9 protein-coding genes are annotated in these 17,853 nt (G+C 71.2%); 4 read left to right on the top strand and 5 right to left on the bottom strand.

Features of this window, described 5'->3' with window-relative positions:
• Positions 1-129 precede the first annotated feature (129 nt).
• The 5 genes from ACYQ2W_RS16630 to ACYQ2W_RS16610 all read right to left on the bottom strand — a co-directional run bounded on the left by ACYQ2W_RS16630 (position 130) and on the right by ACYQ2W_RS16610 (position 8,180).
• A complete protein-coding gene (locus ACYQ2W_RS16630; protein WP_459869469.1) occupies positions 130-1,086 on the bottom strand; it encodes a formylglycine-generating enzyme family protein in 957 nt (318 codons plus the stop codon).
• 680 nt (positions 1,087-1,766) lie between these two features.
• Positions 1,767-3,719, bottom strand: a complete 1,953-nt coding sequence (locus ACYQ2W_RS16625) for an HD-GYP domain-containing protein (protein ID WP_459869467.1) — start codon at positions 3,717-3,719, stop codon at positions 1,767-1,769.
• Positions 3,716-4,618: a hypothetical protein gene (locus ACYQ2W_RS16620; RefSeq protein ID WP_459869465.1), complete on the bottom strand. Its 903-nt coding sequence runs from the start codon at positions 4,616-4,618 to the stop codon at positions 3,716-3,718. The genes ACYQ2W_RS16625 and ACYQ2W_RS16620 overlap by 4 nt, the downstream gene beginning before the upstream one ends.
• Positions 4,619-4,686: 68 nt before the next feature.
• Positions 4,687-6,039, bottom strand: coding sequence for an HlyD family type I secretion periplasmic adaptor subunit (locus ACYQ2W_RS16615; RefSeq protein WP_459869463.1), 1,353 nt, complete (start codon positions 6,037-6,039; stop codon positions 4,687-4,689).
• Positions 6,036-8,180, bottom strand: coding sequence for a type I secretion system permease/ATPase (locus ACYQ2W_RS16610; RefSeq protein ID WP_459869461.1), 2,145 nt, complete (start codon positions 8,178-8,180; stop codon positions 6,036-6,038). Before ACYQ2W_RS16610 ends, ACYQ2W_RS16615 begins: the two co-directional genes overlap by 4 nt.
• A 300-nt stretch (positions 8,181-8,480) precedes the next feature.
• Between ACYQ2W_RS16610 and ACYQ2W_RS16605 the strand changes: the two genes are divergently transcribed.
• The 4 genes from ACYQ2W_RS16605 to ACYQ2W_RS16590 all read left to right on the top strand — a co-directional run bounded on the left by ACYQ2W_RS16605 (position 8,481) and on the right by ACYQ2W_RS16590 (position 17,672).
• Positions 8,481-15,836, top strand: coding sequence for a putative sodium/potassium/calcium exchanger (locus tag ACYQ2W_RS16605; protein ID WP_459869459.1), 7,356 nt, complete (start codon positions 8,481-8,483; stop codon positions 15,834-15,836).
• 465 nt (positions 15,837-16,301) lie between these two features.
• Entirely contained in the window at positions 16,302-16,841 is a 540-nt protein-coding gene (locus ACYQ2W_RS16600) for a hypothetical protein (protein WP_459869457.1), read from the top strand.
• Positions 16,842-17,277: 436 nt separating this feature from the next.
• Entirely contained in the window at positions 17,278-17,520 is a 243-nt protein-coding gene (locus tag ACYQ2W_RS16595; RefSeq protein WP_459869455.1) for a nucleotidyltransferase family protein, read from the top strand.
• Positions 17,517-17,672, top strand: a complete 156-nt coding sequence (locus tag ACYQ2W_RS16590) for a ribonuclease HepT family protein (RefSeq protein WP_459869453.1) — start codon at positions 17,517-17,519, stop codon at positions 17,670-17,672. Before ACYQ2W_RS16595 ends, ACYQ2W_RS16590 begins: the two co-directional genes overlap by 4 nt.
• Positions 17,673-17,853: the final 181 nt, after the last annotated feature.

Genomic DNA, 17,853 nt, shown 5'->3' with positions numbered 1-17,853 from the left:
ATGGAGGGGTAGGGCGGATTAGCGGCAGCGTAATCCGCCGGATCGAAGCTGGAGAGGTGGCGGGGCCTGGCGAAACGTTCGGAAGGGTTCGGCGGGGGCGTTCTGCGGCGGAGCCTTCGTTTCGGCGGGTTACGCTGCGCTAACCCGTCCTACCCGGCGGGGAAGAGAGGAGGGCGGGACGGAGGATTCGGTGGCCAGTGTCTCCCTCCTCCGAGGCGATGGGGGAGACCACAGCACACGAAAACCGACATCACCTAGGCGGTTGAACGGAAAGAGGCCGTTGCGGGCCTCACAACGGGTCCCCCTCCGATGAGAGAGCCAGGAGCCACCCCGCAATACACGCGGCGCGTTGCCCTCGGTGCCCGTCCGCTCTGGGGCACGGTACTCATTCACGCACCACTCCCAGACATTTCCCGCCATATCTTCCAGGTCCTCAGGGGTGTGGCCGCCGGGGTAGATGCCCACCGGCGTCGGTCTCGCGACCTCGCGGCCGAAATTCAGTCGCCCCTCCGTTGCTTCCTGGTCGCCCCAAGGGTAACAGCGCAGTCCCGCGCCCCGTGCCGCCCACTCCCACTCCTCCTCGCGGGGGAGGCGGATGCGCTCCCCGGCGTCGATCTCACCGAGGCGGCGCCGGCGCTCGGTGAGCCAGGCGCAGTAGGCGTTGGCCTCGAACCAGGAGGCGCCGGTCACCGGGTGGTTGGGGAAGTAATAGGCCTGCTCGTCCCATTCCTTGGGGGACTCTTCCTCGCCGAGACGGTCCTCCCGCCACCAGCGCCGGTCGCGGCAGCCGCCGTCGTCGATGAAACGGGCGAACTCGGCCACGGTGACCGGGCGGCGGGCGAGACGGAAGGGGGCGACGGTGATCCGGCGGGGCGTTTCGTTGTTGCCGGCATCGGGATCGTAGTTGGCGGCCTCCCTGTTCTCCCTTTGCGCCCCCAGGGTGAAGGTGGCGCCATCGAGGGGGACCCAGAGCCCTTCCACACCCTCCACCAGCCGCGGGTCGCCCGCCTTGCCGAGGGCCTCGGCGGCGGCGATGCGCCCCTTCACCGGCACCCGGGCCGCCCCCGCGGGGGTGAAGATGGCCATCACGCGATCGAGGGTCTGGTGGTAGCGGCGGTCCGCCGGGGCGTAGGCGTGGCGAGAGGTCGCGCACCAGGGCCCCCACCAGCCCGGCGACGCTGGCCGCCGCGGGGAGCGGCGACCAGTAGTCCAGGTTGTCGAACGGCACGCTCAGCAGTCCGTTCACCTTGCTGACCCCCTGCCCGTGGAGCACGCCGCCGAGCAGCAGCACCGTCTCCCGCCACTCCGCGGCATGGATCCGCTTCTCCTTCCCCAGCAGCAGCCTCCGCTTCGCCGAGGCCGCCGATGGCGTCGGCGGCGGCCTTGCGGTACTCCGCGAGGTCCTTGGCGATGAAGACGACGGGGGCGCCCGAGGGCTTCGCTTCGTTCATGAGGGTCTCGCTTGGGGCAGCGAGTTTTCGATCTCTCCGCCGCCGCTATCGGGTTGGGGGCTGGAGGGCATGAGGACGAAGCAGAAAATGGTGCGCCTCGTACCTCGGCACACCCTACGTTCGCCTCCACTTTGGCGAGGCTGGGTTTTTACCATGAGGGGCATGAAGAGGGGAAACGAAGTGGCCACCCTCCACTTTATGTCCTTCGTTCCTCTTCACGTTCTTCATGGTGAAATCATCCCGATGTCAGCCGATCGGCACGATGGCGGAGGCGGGATCGGGCGTCCGTTGGGCTTCGCTCGCGCTCAACCCAACCTACGGGGTCTCCTTCCCTTCGTTTCCCTTCGCCTTGCGCCGGTTCTCCTCCACCAGCCGCACCAGGGCGTCGACCACCTCGGCGTCGAACTGGCCGGGGTTGCCGCGCAGGTACTCCAGGGCGGACTCCACCGACAGCGCCTCGCGGTAGGGGCGTGCGCTGATGTGGGCGACGAAGACGTTGGCCACGCCGAGGATGCGTGCCTCCGGGCAGATGTCGTCGCCGATCAGCCCCGAGGGGTAGCCGCTGCCGTCGAGCCGTTCGTACATCTGCACCACCGCCTCGCGCACCGGCAGGCCGAAGGCGATCTCGCCGAGCAGGCGGTCGGCGTCGGCCATCTGCTCCTTCATCAGCTCGAACTCCTCGGCGGTGAAGCGCCCCTCCTTGAGGCGGATCGCCGGCGGCAGCGAGAGCTTGCCGATGTGACAGAGGTTGGCGGCGATCTCCAGGGTGGTGACCACCTCCGCGGAGAGCCCCAGCCGGCGGGCGATGCCGGTGGCCACCTTGCTCACCATCCGCGCCTGGCCGGTGAAGTGCGGCAGGTCGCTGGCCTCGGAGAGGTAGCCGATGGCGGTGGTGGTCTGCTTGATCAGCATCTCGCTGCGCCGCTTCTGCTCGATCAGGTCGGTGACGTCGCGGGCGACGGTGACGATGCCGGTGCCGCCCTCCTCGCCGTCGAGGCCGCGGAACGGGGTCTTGGAGAGCTCGAAGTGGCGCATGCCGCCGCCGACCCGCAGGGTGGCGGCGGCGTGCACCGTCTTGCGCTGCTCCAGGGTGATGCGGTCCAGGTCGCCCAGCCGGCGGGCGTCGCGGCTGTTGAACAGCTCCCCGTCGTGGCGCCCCTCCACCGCCGCCGGGGTCAGGCCGAGCGCCGCGGCGAAGGCCTGGTTGGCGTAGCGGTAGGCGCCGTCGGGTCCCTTCAGCGAGATGTGTTCGCCGACCGCGCTGTTGATCTCCTCGATCAGCCGGTTCTGGGTCTCCATGGTCTCGGCGAGACGCCGGTACTGGGCGCTGAGCGCGCGTGCGCCTTCGCCCCGTTGACGCAGCCAGACCATCACCGGCAGCAGCGCGGCGAAGGCGCAGAAGAGGCCCGCGGCGAGGCGCACGCTGAGGCGGAACGGGGCGAGCGGGGCGAGTGCGTCGTGGACGCTCACCTCCAGGCGCAGTCGCCACGGGGTGGCGGCCACCGGGCGTTCGAGCCGGTAGCGGCCGTCGTCCGTTGCCGACAGCGTGTCGGTGGTGTGGTCGTCGCGCCGGGTCAGCAACTGCAGCCGTTCGCTGGGCAGGCCCAACTGGCGGCTGGCGGTGAGCGCGTGCAGCGGCTCGGCGAAGGGCACCGTGGCGACCACCGCCCCGATCGGCGACAGGGTCCCGCCGCCGTCCGCTCCAACCTCGCCGCCGTCGCTGGAGGGTTGCAGCGGTCGCACCGGCACCGCGATCCACAGCCGCGGCGGTTCGCCGCTGCCGCCGTCGATGGCCGCCGCCGCGGTCTCCACCGCCCGCCCGGCCAGCCGGCGCAGGGCGTCGTCGGCCGGCGGGGCGGCGGCGGAGGCGAGCAGCGGTTCGCCGTCGGCGTCGAGCAGATGGACGCCGTCGAAGGCGTATTCGCGGGTGAGGTCGTTGAGCCGCGCCAGCAGGTAGGTGGTGGTGGCACCGCCGCCGGCGAAACCGGCGGCCTGTTCGGCGAGCAGCAGCCGCGGCAGGGTGGCGTCGGCGAAGCGGGCGGTGGCGTCGCGCCGCTCCGTCAGCCAGCCGCCGAGCGTCGCGCCGCGCCCCGCCAGGGCCAGCGCCATGCGCTGCTCCAGGCCCTGGAGCAGCTCGCCGCGGCGCTCGCCGATGAACCACTCGCCGGTGGCGAAGGCCGCCGCGGTGAGCAGCGCCAGGCCGGCGAGCAGCGGCAGCGGCATCCGTCCCCGGCGCTGCGGGGTCTGTTGGGGTTCGGCGCGGATCACGGCGTCACCTCCGGCGGCAGGTAGAGGGTGCGGCCGCGGGCGTTGAAGGAGAGCTCCGGCTGGTAGTAGGGGAGCTTCCCGTCGCTCACCACCGAGTCGCTGCGGGTGTCGAGGATCAGCCGTTGGCTGTCTAGCCTGCATTTCTCACCAGCCTCCGTAGCGAGGGCGCCGAGACCCCGCTGTGACGGGGCGCGCGGACTGGAAGGCGACGAAGGCATAGTCGGCGCTATGTTGAGGAGCCTGGAGGGAGCACGCCCCGTCACAGCGGGAGGATCGGCGTCCGCAGTAGGAGGCTGGTGAGAAATGCAGGCTAAGGTCACCGCGAGCAGCGGGTGGGGGAGGTCGGTGAGCAGATCGCGGCCGAGTACCAGTTGCAGCGCCTGCTCGCCGATCCCCAACTCACGCAGGGTGGCGTATTTCATCACCGCCGCCTCGAAGGCGTCGCCGCCGCCGTCGAGAAAGGCCAGCGGGGTGCGCCACGGGGTCCCCCGCGGGCGTCGCGGGAAGGTGTTGACGAAGGCGTTGATGCGCCACAGCAGCGGCACGCCGACGGCCTCCCCGCGTTCTTCCCGGCCACCGGCCAGATAGGTGCTCCAGAGCTGCCCGCGCAGGGTGTCGCAGCCGCCGCCGCAGCGGGGGTAGGTGTCGCGTTCGAGGTCGATGCGCTCCACCAGATCGCGCCACTGGGGCAACCCCGCGAGGGTGGCGGCCGGTGCGGCGCGGTAGCCGAACAGGGTCTCCGCCGCCGCGCCGGCCACCCACAGGCAGAGCAGCAGCGCCGCGATGAGCCGTAGGTCGGGGCTACCGCCCCGACGGATCGAGGGCAGCGGGGTGTCGGTGGCGACGGTGCGGATCGAAGCCCAAGGCCGCGGTATTCGGGGCGGGGAGCGGTGACCCACGGGCGGGGCAGTTCCGTTCCGTCGGGGCGGTAGCCCCGACCTACGGTGACGGGCGCAGGCGGCGCTCATCAGCGCTCCCTCAACGCGGTGGCCCGCGCCCGCAGGATCGGCTTCAGCAGGTAGCTGAGCACGCTCTTGCGGCCGGTGATCACATCGACGGTGGCGACCATGCCGGGCATGATCGGCAGCCGCCGCTCGCCGACGGTGAGCGCGTTGTCCTCGGTGCGCACGATCAGCTTGTAGTGGGCCTCGCCGCGCTCGTCGACCAGGGTGTCGGCGCTGATCCGCTCGACCTTGCCGCGCAGGCCGCCGTAGATGGTGAAGTCGTAGGCGCTCAGCTTGACCATCGCCCGCTGGCCGGGGCGGATGAAGGCGATGTCCGCGGGGGGGACCAGCGCCTCCACCAGCAGGGTGTCCTCCAGCGGCACGATCTCCACCAGGTCCGCCCCCGGCTGGATCACTCCGCCGAGGGTACGGATCTTCAGCGACTTGACCACCCCGCGCACCGGCGAGCGGATGTCGGTGCGCGCCACCCGGTCGCGTTGGGCGGCGAGGGTCTCCTTCGCCGCCGCCAGCTCCGCCTGGCGGGCGTTCAGCTCGTCCAGCGCCCCGGTGAGGAAGGTGAGCGTCCGCTCCTCCTCGCGGTTGCGCGCCTCCTCGATCGCCGAGCGGGTCTTGGCGATGGCCGAGCGGGTGGCGTCGATCTCGCCGCGCACCTCGCTCTCCTCGCGCTTGAGCTTGAGCAGGTTGACCCGCGGGACGATCTTCTGGCGCGCCAACGGCTCGATCATCTTCAGCTCCTCGGCCACCAGCCGCAGCCGATCCCCGCCGCGCTCCAGCTTGCCTTGCAGCTCCTCCAGCTCGTGGCCGCGCTGCTCGCGCTGCTGCTGGAGGATCTTCAATTGCGATTGCAGCTCGGCGTGGCGGGCGTCGAACAGCTGGCGCTCGTGCAGCGCCACCTCGTGCGCCTCGGAGAGCAGCTCCGGCGGGAACTCCAGCGGGTGGTCCTCGGCCTCGGCGGAGAGCCGCGCCACCTGGCCGAGCAGCGCGTAGTAGTTGGACTTCAGTTCGCCGAAGCGGGACTTGGAGGCGGTGTTGTCCACCTGCAGTAGCCGTTGCCCCTGCTCCACCACCTGTCCCTCGCTCACCTCCATCGCCTTGAGGATGCCCCCCTCCAGGTGCTGCACCACCTGCACCTCGGAGGAGGGGATGATCCGCCCGCGGGCGTGGGTCACCTCGTCGAGCATCGCCACCGAGGCCCAGCCGACGGCGGCGAGGACGAAGGCGGCGATGGTCGCCAGCAGCAGGGTCGCCAGCGGCGGCGTGCCCTGCACCTCGGCCGCCTTCACCTCGTTGGCGAACTCGGCGTCCTCCCACTCGCGGCGGTGGCGGGTGAGCCAGCGGTCGAGGCGTCCGCTCATCGCCGCGCCCCTCCGCCACCCAGAGCGTTGCGCAGCACCGTCTCCTTCGGTCCGTCGGCCAGTACCTGCCCCTCGCGCATCACGATCAGCCGGTCGACCAGCTCGAACAGCGCCGGACGGTGGGTGATCAGCACCAGCGTCTTGCCCGCCTTCAACGGCGCCACCTGGCGCAGGAAGTGGGCCTGCGCCGAGGGGTCCATCATGCTGGTCGGCTCGTCCATCACGAACACCGGCGGGTCCGGGAGGATCGCGCGGGCCAGCGCGATGAACTGGCGCTGGCCGCCGGAGAGGCGCCCGCCCTTCTCGCCGACATCGAGGTCGTAACCCGAGGGGTGGCGGGCGATGAACTCGTCGGCACCGGCCACCTGCGCCGCGGTGAGCACCAGCTCGTCGCTCGCCTCGGGGCGGGCCACCGCGATGTTCTCGCGCACCGAGCCCTGGAACAGGGTGATCTCCTGCTGCACGAAGCCCACCGCGTCGCGCAGGTCCGAGGGGTCGAGCTGGCGGATGTCGGTGCCGTCGAGCAGCACCGTCCCCTCCTGCGGGGTGTAGAGGCCGGTGATCAGCTTGGCCACGGTGCTCTTGCCCGAGCCCACCGGGCCGATCACCGCCACGGCCTCGCCGGGGCGCACGGTGAAGGAGACGTTGCGCAGCGCCGGCACGTTGGAGCCGGGGAAGGTGAAGGTGACGTTGCGGAACTCGATCCGCCCGCGCACCGCCGGGCGGCTGAGGAAGCGCCGCTCCTCGGGGCGCTCCAGCGGCGCCGACATGATCTTGTCGAGGCCGCGCAGGGCGCTCGCCGCGTGGTGGTAGCGGGTGAGCAGCGAGGCCACCTGACCGAGCGGCTCCATCGCCCGGCCGGTGAGGATGGTGCAGGCGATCAGCCCGCCCATGGAGAGCTCGCCCGCGCCGATGCGGTAGACGCCGTAGATGATCACCGCCACGGTGACCAGCCGGATCAGGCTCTTGGAGAGCTGGATCGCCAGCGTCGAGACCGCCCGCGAGGAGAGGGTGGTGCGCGCCGCGTCGGCCACCGACTCCTCCCAGCGCCGCTGCATCCTTCCCTCCAGGTTGAACGCCTTCACCGTCTCCAGGGCGGCCAGGGTCTCGATCAGGATCGAGTGCTTCTGCGCGCTCTCCTCGGCGCCGCGGTTGGCCGCCCGGCGCAGCGGCCGCTGCAGGGTCAGGCCGAGCGCCACCACCGCCGGGATCGCCAGCGTCGGGATCAGCGCCAGGGGGCCGCCGATCAGCCACAGCGCGGTGATGAAGAAGAGCAGGAAGGGGAGATCGACCAGCGCCACCACGGTGGCCGAGGAGATGAACTCGCGCAGCCCCTCGAATTCGCGCAGCCGGTTGGCGAAGGTGCCGGTGACCACCGGGGTCGCCTGCAGGTCGATGTTGAGCACGCGGGCGAAGATCCGGCTGGAGAGCAGCACGTCGGCCCGTTTGCCGACGTTGTCGAGGAACTGGGCGCGGATCAGCTGCAGGGCGAACTCGAAGACGATGACGATGAGCATGCCGGCGGCCAGCACCCACAGGGTGTCGGTGGCCTGGTTGGGCACCACCCGGTCGTAGACGTTCATCACGAACAGCGGGCTGGCCAGGGCGAACAGGTTGATCATCAGCGCGGCGAGCAGCACCTGGCCGTAGCTCGGCCAGAAGCGGCGCAGGGTGTCCCACAGCCAGGCGCGCCCGGCCCCCTCCTCGACGCTGGGGCGGTCGCGGTGGCGGCGCACCAGGATCGCCCGGCCGGCATAGAGCGACTCCAGCCGCTCGCGCTCCACCGACAGCTCCTTCTCGTCGGCGCCGGCCAGCTGGATGCGCAGCTTCTCGCCCGGCTCGCGGCGCAGCAGCAGGCAGGCGGTGCCGTTCTCCAGCAGCAGCACCGCCGGCAGCACCATGTCGGGGATCTCGTCGAGCCGGCGTGCGACCGCGCGCGCCTCGATCCCCACCCGCTCGGCGGCGCGCACGAACAGCTCCGGCGAGAGCTGGCCGTCGACCAGCGGCAGGCCGTTGGCCAGTGCCGCCGGCGAGCGCGGGTCGCCGTAGAGCCGGGTGAGCACGGCGAGGCACTGGAGCAGCCGCCGGATCGGGGCGTGGTCCCCGACCGGCGGGCGTTCCGGGTGGTGCGGCGCGGTCATCGGAAAGAGGGTTCCTTGCGGTTTCCGGGGGGCGAGCGGCGACGGAAAACCGGCGCCGCTCGCGCCATTCTTGGGGATTTTCCTGAAATATGCAGGCGTTATGCCACTTTGTTCAGACGATTGGTGAGAAAAGCCGGCCGGGCTGCATACCCCATTTGGGTGATGGCGCCCCGCCAGCGGTCGCGGTTCGCCGACCGGCGGCGGGGCAATTTCGCCGAAACGGGTGATTTTCCCGCCGCGCCCTTCCTTTATTTTTTTATCAGAGTCCAACCGTCCGCCGCCTGCAATCGGAGTCCCGTCATGGCCGATCGTCACCACCCCCGCCACATCGACCCTGCCACCGAACAGAGCGGAGAGGAGAGCCCGCGGGAGCGCCTGGAGCTGATCCTGCCCGCCCTCGGCGAGCGTCATACGGTGGCCGCCGGCGCGGGGGCGCTGCTCGATGTCGTCGGGGTCGAGGTGCGGGCGGCCCATTGCCGGATGGAGGGGGACGACCTGGTGGTGGAGGCCGCCGGGCGCGGCGAGCTGGTGCTGGAGGGCTTTCGCCTCGCCCGCGGCGAACAGGCCCCCACGCTGCGTTTCGCCGACGGGACCAGCGTAGCGGGGGAGCGGCTGATCGTCGCCGCCGCGGCGCGGGCGGGCGGCGAAGATCGGCCGGCGGCGGACGAAAGGGATGGCTCCCGGCCGCAGGCGGGCATGGAGCATCCGGGGGCGGACGGGGCATCGGACGTTGACGGCGGACGCGGCTCCGCGGAGGCCGCGGGATCCGAGGCCGCCGCCGGCGACGATGCCGGCCACGCCCCGGTGCCGGGCTTCGGTGCCGCCGACGGCCACTCCGCCAGCCGCGGCAACGAGGGATTGGGCAACGGTCTCGACGCCCCGCCCGAGGGGCACGACTTCAACTGGAACGACGGTGAGGGGACGGCCGCCGGCGAACTCGAGGGCAACGGCGGCGAGGCCGCCCACTCCGCCGCGCCGGAGCGGACGGCCGCGGAGGCGGGGGGGGAACCTGATTCGGCGTCTGCGCCGGGCGCCAAGTCCGATGTCGCCCAGGCCGCGGAGGGCGAGGTGCCCGCCGACGAGGAGGACTCGGGTGGGGTGGCCAAGCCCCAGGTCGGGACGACACCGGCCGACGTGCCCGTCGGTGAAGGGGAACTGGATGCGGCCACCAAACTCCACGCCGAAGGGCTGGACGGCGATCCCGGTGGCGCGCGCGGCGCCTCCGCCGACGATATGGCGGAGGAGGACCAGGAGGGGCAGGCGTCGACCGATGGTGAGCGCAGTTCGCGGGTGGAGGCCGCCGCCGTGGGGGCGGGGGCGGCGGCCCTCGGTGATGCGCAGCACGGGGACGGCAAGGGCGCCGCGGAACACGGTGTCGAGGGGGGCGACGCTCCCCCCGCCGGTCGCGGTGGTGGCGGCGCGGACAAGGCGCCCGACGCTTCGCTCGCAGGGCAGGTCGAGGAGGTAGGTGGCGGTGAGGCGAAGGAGATACCCGCCGCCGGGGGGAAGGGGCGGGCGTCGCCGAACGCCGGCGGGCCGGAGGGTGCGGTTCCCGCGGTGGAACCGGCGGCCGATTCGGCGCTGACCGGCGAGCCGAAGGGGGAGCAGCGCGCCGCCGAGCCGGCCGACGGGGTGCGGAATATCGGTGAGGCGGTGCCGCCGGACTCCGCGGTCGGGTCCGAAGAGGATGATCCCGAGGGCAAGGGGGCGTTGGAAGAGTCCTCTCCGTGGCTGGATGGCGCCACCGACGCGGGCGAGGGGCCGTCGGCGTTCGCGCCGGGGCTCAAGGCGGACAATAGGCCGACGCCTGGAACGGTGCCCGATTCCAAACCGGGGCCGGAGCCTACGCCTGAATCGGAGTCCGAGCCGGAATCTGAGCCTGAGCCCCAGCCTGAGCCCGAGCCCGAGCCCGAGCTCGAGCCCGAGCCTGAGCCTGAGCCTGAGCCTGAGCCTGAGCCCGAGCCCGAGCCAAGTCCGGCGCGGGAACCCGAGCGCCAGCCTGAATCCGTGTTTGAGCCTGCTTCGACGTTCGAAATTGAGCCTGAACCCGAGTCCGAGTCTGAGCTTGTTGAGCCTGAGCCCGAACTCGAGTCGGCTTCCGAAGTTGAGCCGGTATCTGAAGCCGAAGAGGAACCCGCGTCGCCGGGTGAGCCGGCTCCCGGTAAGGAACCGGAGCCGGAGTCCGAGTCGGAAAAGGAACCGGAGGAGGAGCCCGTCGCCGAGCCCCGGGCGGTCGAGACGCCCGGCGGCGGGGAGCAGATGGACGCCGCCGCCAAGCTCCTCGCCGAGCAGTTGCAGGCGCCGGTGAGCGACGCGCTCCATCAGGCCCTCGACGAGTCGATCCGCGCCACCGTCACGGCCGCCTTCGCGGCGGAGAGCGACGTCTCGGTGACCGACTCCGCATTGGAGGCGCTGCGTGGCGGGGTGCTGGAGCTCTCTGTCGCCAGCGCCGCCGACGCCACCGCGGAGGCGACCGCGGAGCTGTTCGCCGCCCCCTCCCTGCAACTGGCGCTGTCGGCGGGGGCGGAGGGCGACGCCTTCGCCGCCCTCTCCGCCGAGGCCGCCGACGGCGCGCTGGAGGCGGCGGCCACGGCGGCCTCCAAGGCCGCCGCCGAGGCCACCCTGGAGCTCTCCCTGGCGCAGGGGATGGCGGGGATGTCGGCCGAGCAGTGTCCCCCCTGTGCCGATCACTACGCCGAGGTCTTCACCGACCGCTTCGTCGCCGACTACGCGCGCCACTACGTCTCCCAGTTCTCCATCTCCCTGGTGGAGGTGGCGGGGCCGGAGCCGGTGGCCGAGGCGCTGGCCGAGGCGGTGGCGGGGGCCGAGGCGGAGGCGAGCGCCGCGGTGGAGATCGTCATCGAGGGCGAGCCGCAGGCGATCCCCGAGGGGCCGGAGGTGCCGCCGCTGGAGGAGGAGCGGCTGGAGGAGTCGGTCGTCGACCGTGAAGTGGTGGAGGAGTACTCCGGCTACCAGGAGGTGGTGATCGAGGAAGAGGCGTTCGAGGAGTCGATCTTCCGGGAGGACGTCAGCGAGACCCACATCCACGAGGGCCTGGAGTCGGTCGAGGGCGCGGATGCCGCGCCCGCCCCGCCGCCGCCGGTGACGGTGGTGGAGGAGACGGTGATCGAGGGCGAGCTGCCCGCGGCGCCGGCCGCCGCGGAGGAGGCGGCGGAGGAGGGCGGGGCGGAGGTCAACCTGTCGGCCGAGGCCACCGCCTCGGCCGAGGCGAGTGCCACGGTGGAGGTGGACATCCAGGGCCTGCCGGGCGAGCCGGCCCCGTCGCCGGCGCCCGCCGGCGGGGTGATCATCCACGAGGCGAACCACGTCACCGAGATCGAGCTGGAGCACCGCTTCGAGCTGCAGGACGAGATCCCCGAGATGAGCCGCGCGGTGGCCTCCTCCGAGGCCAACGCGTCGTCCGGCACCAACGTGTCCGCCTCCGCCGAAACCCGCCTGGAGATCATCGAGGTGGTGCAGCCGGCGCTCACCGGCACCCTGCGCGAGGTGGTGCGCAGCGAGATCCACGACTCGGTGGTGTCGCGGGTGGAGGAGTCCTACTCCAGCAGCGAGCGCTACAGCTCCTTCGACTCGCTGCACGAGAGCGTCACCCGCGAGCTGGTGGAGATCGTCCGCGAGGTGGCCGCGGCGCCGGTGGAGAGCCGCGCCAGCGAGGGCTTCGGCGACCTGATCGTGATCCAGACCACCACCATCCACGGGGTGGAGACGCCGGCCTACGTCGACCAGGTCACCGCCGAGGCGCACGAGGCGGCCTTCGACCAGGCGGTCGACGTGGCGGTGAGCGCCGCCGCCTCGGCCGCCGCCGAGGCCTCGATCCGCCTCTCCCTCGACCTCGGGCTCGACCAGCCGGAGGGGCCGTTGTGCGCCGCCCGCTATGCCGAGGTCTACATCGACACCTTCAGCGTGGTGTTCAGCGAAACCTACTCGTCGAACTTCTGTCCGCTGGCGCTCGACGCGCTGCTGGCGAGCAACGCCCCGCTGGAGATCTCGGCCCACGCCGAGGCCTACGCCGAGTCCTTCTCCACCGCCTCCATCGACGCCGAGGCGCGGCTGGAGGTCAACCTGGACGACTACGCCCCGGCGCCCGGCACCGACGCGCCGCCGGTAGCGGTGGATTTGGAGCGGGTGACGGAGACGTTGGTCGACCACCAGAGCGTCAGCGAATCCTCGGTCCGGGTGGAGCAGGAGAGCGACATGGGGTCCCACCGCGAGGTGGAGATCGACGTCGCCTTCCGCGAGACGGTGATCCGCGAGGAGGTGGTGGGGAGCGAGGCGCCCGCCGGCGCGCCGCCGCCGCAGACGGTGGTGGTGGAGAACCGCGAGATCTACCTGGAGGAGCCGGCCGCTCCCGAGCCCGCGCCGCAAGCGACGGCCGCCGACGACGGCCCGCTGACCGCCACCGCCAGCGCCACGGCGAGCGCCGAGGCCGACGCCTCGCTGAGCGTCGACATCACCATCCACCAGGCGGAGGCCCCCGCGCCCGGCGAATGCCCCTACCAGGACGCCTATCAGGATGCCTACGACGCCGCCTACGACGCCGCCTACGAGGCCGCCTTCGCCAACGCCTACGCCGATGCGTGGGCGGCGGTGATGGCGCTCGCCGCCGAACGGGGGCAGACGGTGACCGAGGTGCAGGTGGAGGTGATGGCCACGCGCATCGCCGAGGCCCAGGCCGACGCCACCGCCACCGCCTACGCCGAGGCGCAGGCCCACGCCGCCGGCACGGCGCAGGTGGTGGTGGTGGTGCGCGAGGCGGTCTCCGCGGAGCTCACCGAACAGCTGGGCGGCGAGGTGACCCACACCATCGAGCAGACCCTCGACCGGCTCTACAGCGAGCACCGCAGCGAGCTGGAGGTGCGCACCGTCGACGAGGTGTACCGCGAGTGCATCAACGACGTGCGCTTCGAACAGGAGGTGGTGCGCGTGGTGCATGCCGAGTGCGCCCAGTCCGCCGCCCCCGCCGCCGCCCAGGTGGTGGTCTACCAGTCGATCGAGACGGTTGCCGCCGCGGCCGCCGCGGCCGCCGACCAGGGGGCGGGCGGCCACGCCCACTCGGTGGCCGCCAGCGCCGCCGCCGAGGCGGCGGCGAGCGCCGCGCGGGAGATCTCCATCGAACTCGAACTGCCCGCGCCCACCGCCGACTGCTCCCTCTGCGCCAGTGCCTACGGACGGGTCTACGCCGAGACCTACGCGCGGGTCTATGCCGAGACCTACGCGGAGAACTACGCCGACCTCTACGCCCGCGCCTACGCCGAGGCCTACGAACGGATGTTCGGCGACCACGGCGAAGAGGAGCCGGTCACCGTCACCACGCCGACCACGGTGACCACCGCTACTACCGCCACTACCGCCACCACCGCGACGACGCCGACCACGGCTACCTCGGCGACGACGGCCACGACGGTGACCAGCGCGACCTCGGCGACGACGGCCACGACGGTGACCAGTGTGACCTCGCCGACGACGGCCACGACGGTGACCAGTGCGACTTCGCCGACGACGGCTACGACGGTGACCAGTGCGACCTCGCCGACGACCGCCACGACCGTGACCAGTGCGACCTCGCCGACGACCGCCACGACCGTGACCAGTGTGACCTCGCCGACGACGGCCACGACGGTGACCAGCGCGACTTCGCCGACGACGGCCACGACGGTGACCAGCGTGACTTCGCCGACGACGGCCACGACGGTGACTAGCGCGACTTCGCCGACCACGGCCACGACGGTGAGCAGTGTGCCCTCGCCGACGACGGCCACGACGGCGACCAGTGCGACCTCGCCAACGACGGCCACCTCGGCAACCAGCGCAACGACCGTTACCACCACGACTTCGGCCACCACGCCCACCAGTGCGGGTGGTCCTGCGGAGCACGGCAACGAGGGGTTGGGCAACGGGGAGGATCCGCCTCCGCCCGGTCACGAAACGAATCGGAACGACGGCGAGGGGGCGAGCCCCGGAGATCCCGATCGTCGCGGCGGCGAGGAGGAAGCGGAGGAGCCGGTCAGCGCTACGACGCCTACCACCGCCACCTCGGCCACGACGCCCACCTCGGTGACCTCGGCGACGTCCCCGACCTCTCCGACGACGGCCACTTCGGTGACGAGCGCGACCACGGTGACGTCGGCCACGACGCCGACAACCGTCACCTCGGCGACCAGTGCGACCACGGTGACGTCGGCTACGACACCGACGACGGTCACCTCGGCGACCAGCGCAACCACGGTGACGTCCGCCACGACGCCGACGACGGCGACCAGCGTGACCTCCGCGCCCACGCCGACGACGGTGCCGACGCCGGCCAGCCTGACGACGGCGACCACCGCCACGTCGGTGACCACGCCCACCACCGTGCCGACGCCGACCAGCTCGACGACGGCGACCACGGCCACCAGCGCGACCACGGCGACGTCGGCCACGACGCCGACGACGGTCACCTCGGCGACCAGTGCGACCACGGCGACCTCGGCCACGACACCGACGACGGTCACCTCGGCGACCAGCGCGACCACGGCGACGTCGTCCACGACGCCGACGACGGTTACCTCGGCGACCAGCGCAACCACGGTGACGTCGTCCACGACGCCGACGACGGTTACCTCGGCGACCAGCGCGACCACGGTGACCTCGTCCACGACACCGACGACGGTCACCTCGGCGACCAGCGCGACCACGGCGACGTCGTCCACGACACCGACGACGGTCACTTCGGCGACGACAGCCACCACCGTCACCACCCTGACCACCCCCACCACGGCCGGCGGGCAGGGCGGCCGCGGCCGTGACGGGGAGCGCGCCGAGCGTGGCAACGAGGGGCTGGGCAACGGCGAGGATGCGCCACCGCCGGGACACGAGGAGAACCGCAACGACGGAGAAGGCCGTACCCCGGGTCGGTCGCAGGGCCACGGTGCCGATCAGCCGGAGGAGGCCTCGGACCACGGCGGCGGCGCGCAGCACGGGCGCGAATCCTCCAACGAGGAGGCCGATGAACATGCGAGCGGTGGCCGCGGGCACCACGGCGATGAGGATCGCGGCCATGGCGCGGAGCACGGTAATGAGGGGCGGGGTCACGATGACGACGCGCCTTCTCACGGTCACGAGGAGGACCGCAACGACGGAGACGGGGCGTCCGGCGGCTGTCGCGCCGACGATGGCGAGGAGGGGCGAGCCCACGGCCACGCCGAAGCCGCGGAGGACGGAATGGACGACGCGGCGCGGGTGTGGCTCGGCGACTACCTGGCCGAGACCCTCGGTTCCACCCCGCCAAGTCATGGGGGCGAGGACCATGGGGGCGGCTCCGGCCACGGCGGTGGCGAGGCGGGCGGCGCCCACCACGGCTATGGCGCCGGTGGCGCCGCGGCGGCGGCGGAGGAGGCGGGCTACGAAGTGGTCCGCGACTTCATCCACGCCGACGACGAGGTGGATCTGGATGCCCTCTTCGAGACCCTCAGCGGCGATGCCGGCGCGACGGCGGAGGGCGGTGGCGAGGAGTTCCTCTCCTTCCCCGAAGGTCCGCAAGGCGAAGAGGGACCGGAGGGTGGCGAGGAGGCGGGCCACCCGGTCACCGACCACCACGACATCGATCCGGAGGAGCTACAACGGCAGATGAACTCCACCTGGACCAACTTCTCGTAACGCACGGCACCGGTGGGAGGGCCCGGCGCCCTCCCACCGCCCGCTGTAGGAGCGGCCCCCGGGCCGCGATGGCGCCCTGTCCATGTACTCCCGCAAGCCGGCTGGAGCGCTTGGTTCTGTGTGACCGTGAGATTCGCCGGGTAGAAGCAACGTGCCGGCGTAGAGGCCGCCGGCGGGCGCGGCCCGCCCTATAGGGCGGCCCGTTGCCGCCGCGGTGCGTCGGCGTCACGAGGCCCTTCCAATGGCCACAGACATCCCGGCGACCACGGACCCGTTGGTCTGGTGACGCTCCCGCCGGTATGGTTCGTACGGAATAGCGGCTCATCCCCTTTTATCCCGGCCATCTGACGATCGCCGGGCCGACGATCCGGGCGACGCCGAACGAGATCGTCAGTCTGCCCATCGTTGTCGGGGCGCCGTCCGGCAACGGCTCCGGAACGGCGCGAATTGGGGTACCCTTCAACGATGAAACTCTCCCCGGTGCAACGGCGATACCTCGTCTTCAACCAACTCATCCCGGCGGCGGTGATCAACTTCCTGATCAACGCCGTTTTCGGCTGGCTCTTTTTCCACACCTCGCCGACGGTCCCGCTGCTCCAGCCGCTCGGCCTCAATCTGCTGCCCAACAGCATCGCCCTCGACCTGATCCCGACCACCTTCTTCCTGATCCTCTTCACCGCCCTGGTGGTCTCCCATCAGATCCGCGGCCATCTGCGGCGCGGCGAACTGGAGCCGCTCGACGCCCGCCTCCCCCTCGCCACCCTCTATCGGCCCCACAGCCTCCGCGCCAGCCTCAACGCCGCAGCCCTGGTCACCTCGCTGCTCGTTCCGCTGACGGTGGCGCTGCTTTACGGAATCGGCACGCGGGAGCTGCCGCTGTGGGAGTTCGTCGCCTTCAAGTCACTCTACGCCACCGCGCTGGCGGCCCTGTTTACGCCGCTGGTCGTCCTGCTGGCGCTGGCGGAGAGCGATGCGGCGCTCGTCGGTGTCGAGCCGGGAATGTAACGCCGTAGCCGAACGAAACCGCCCGGCCTACCCAACCCCCGTGGCGTCGACCGCACGCCCTGTAGGGGGGCAAAGGCGTCGGCACGAAGGCCCGGTGACCGGGTGTCGCCGCGTTGCCGTGAAAGTACGCGGGGAGGTGGGGCGAGTGTAGGGTGTGCCGAGGTACGATGCGCACGGCCCTCTCCGACCGGTGCGCCTCCTGTCGTCGGCACACCCTACCCGACTTTCATCGTCCGGGGGACAGCTCAACCACCGTCCATGGTCGTGAATATGAGTCGACTCCGCTGGTTGACGCGCTGCCTCGGCCGACGTAGTTTCGGGGTGGAGATGCGTTCCTCCAACACCACTGGACGACCAGCACCTTCACTCCTCCATGAGGCATGAAATGAGGCCATCAGACGCACTGGAGCGCCACCGATCCGCCATTCGACGGATCGTGGAGAGCAACGACGCAGCCAACCCTCGCGTGTTCGGGTCCGTGCTTCACGGCGACGATACCGAGGAGAGCGATCTCGACCTGCTGGTCGATCCCATCGAAGGCAAGACCACACTGATCAGCCTGGTCAGGATCAAACGCGAGCTGGAAGCGCTGATTGGCGTGGAGACCGATGTGCTTACGCCGATGGCGCTACACGAGCGGTTTCGGCAATCGGTGCTGAGTGAGGCCAGGCCGGTATGAGTCGCAAGCGGCGTTCCGTGGCCGATCGCGTTGTCGACATTCTGGAATCGATCGGAAACGCCGAGTCCGATATCGGAAGCATGGCCAAGGACGAGTTCCTGAACGACGGAAAGACGCAGCGGGCGGTCATCGAAAGCCTGATCGACATTTGATTCGCCATGCACGGAGCGCTGTGGGCACTGCGCAAACGAAGCTATTCTGAATTTCATTCCACGTCATGAAGATCGTCAACACCGAGAACGCGGAACACTACCAATGGGGTGAGCATTGCGACGGTTGGCATCTGCTGAAGTCCGACGGTTTGAGTGTCATCGAGGAGTGTGTTCCGCTTAG

It is taken from the genome of Endothiovibrio diazotrophicus (assembly GCF_054657215.1).
This window is presented reverse-complemented; position numbering and strand designations above follow the sequence as displayed.